The 1260-nt window shown below is 67.0% G+C and carries 4 protein-coding genes; all 4 read right to left on the bottom strand.

Going from position 1 to position 1260, the window contains the following annotated elements:
* Window positions 1-237, bottom strand: a 237-nt coding sequence (locus AC5LUJ_RS22515) for a PIN domain-containing protein (protein ID WP_493465697.1), incomplete at its 3' end; no start/stop codon positions are given.
* Window positions 234-482 (bottom strand): antitoxin, encoded by a 249-nt coding sequence (locus tag AC5LUJ_RS22510; RefSeq protein WP_493465696.1) that lies wholly within the window; start codon window positions 480-482, stop codon window positions 234-236. The genes AC5LUJ_RS22515 and AC5LUJ_RS22510, both read right to left, overlap by 4 nt.
* Before the next feature lie 281 nt (window positions 483-763).
* The gene (locus AC5LUJ_RS22505; RefSeq protein WP_493465695.1) at window positions 764-886 is read right to left on the bottom strand and encodes a hypothetical protein; all 123 of its coding nucleotides are present in this window, start codon (window positions 884-886) and stop codon (window positions 764-766) included.
* 103 nt (window positions 887-989) lie between these two features.
* A complete protein-coding gene (locus tag AC5LUJ_RS22500) occupies window positions 990-1199 on the bottom strand; it encodes a nucleotidyltransferase family protein (RefSeq protein ID WP_493465694.1) in 210 nt (69 codons plus the stop codon).
* Window positions 1200-1260 lie beyond the last annotated feature (61 nt).

Raw genomic sequence — 1260 nt, 5'->3', positions numbered from 1 at the left:
GTCCTCGTCATCGAAGTCAAGCAGGTCCAGGTCACCGGAGAGCAGTATCCGCAGACGCTCGGTGTTCTCCGCCACCTGAGCGCTCTTCGCCACGCCGTACCACAGCTCGAACAAGACGACCGACGAGAGCGCGAGACAGTCCCCGGACGCTCCAGCCTCCCGGTACCGCGCCCGCACCCTGGCCGGCTTGTTCCGCAGCAGCGCGACCACAGCGTTGGTGTCCAGGAGGTAGTTCACCCGAAGAGGTCCTCCCCGGCCGGCGTCGGCGGCTGGTTCCTGCCGTCATCGAACAGCGGCACGTCCACGAAGCGGTCCAGCTCGGCGAACCAGGCGTCGACGTCGGACGCGATCGGCTCCAGCAGCACGCCGTCTCCCATGTGCCGGACGCGCACCCGGTCGCCGGGCAGCCGGAACTCCTTCGGGAGCCGCACCGCCTGGCTCCGGCCGTGCGTGAAGAGCCTCGCGATCGCCGTGTCCGCCATAACGCCTCCCACAGATGGTAGCTACCAATAATATATACCAAGGGCCCACTGCCGACTCGGTCAGATAGCGGTAGTGCGGGCACGCTGTGACATGAGGCAGTGGCGCTGGCGGCGGTGAACGTCAAGCTCCGCAATGACGGGACCTGCGTCACCTGTCGTTCCCGCGATGGTCGGTGGACCTGACGTACCAGGACACGAACCCTTCGATCATGGTGGCGGGCCCTGAGGTCGCCATCCGTCCGGTCGCCACGCAGACCCCGACCAGGGGCGATGCCCAGTGATCAGCGTGACGGAAAGATCATCTCGCTGGCCGGGAAGGCGGCCTCGTCGACGTCCCGGACGAACGTCGCCGCCGCGACCGCGGCTTCGAACATGTCGACGAGGCAGAGCTCGTCACGCCGCATAGAGGACCCGGGCCTCCGCGAGCACCCGGTCGCGGATGACCCACCTCAGCCGGGCCCTGGGTACCAGGTCGACGCGGCGTCCGATGATCTTTTCGAGATCATCTCAGAGATCGACGATCTCGGAACCGAGCTTTGAGCCGGGCTCCAGCACATACAGCAGGTCGACATCCGAATCGTCGGTGCCGTCGCCGCGAGCCACCGAGCCGAAGACCGACAGCTCGGCGACGCCGTAACGCCGGCACACCTCAGCGATCCGGCTGTCACGAAGATCGACGGCTACCTCCCTGTTATCGCCAGAGACGGTCACGACCACGCGGCGCAGGGTCCGCCCCGCGTGACGCTGCTGTCACCTCGTCCGGGTCCGGATCCTGACA

The sequence above is a fragment of the Protofrankia sp. CiP1_Cm_nod3 genome, assembly GCF_982290655.1.
This window is presented reverse-complemented; position numbering and strand designations above follow the sequence as displayed.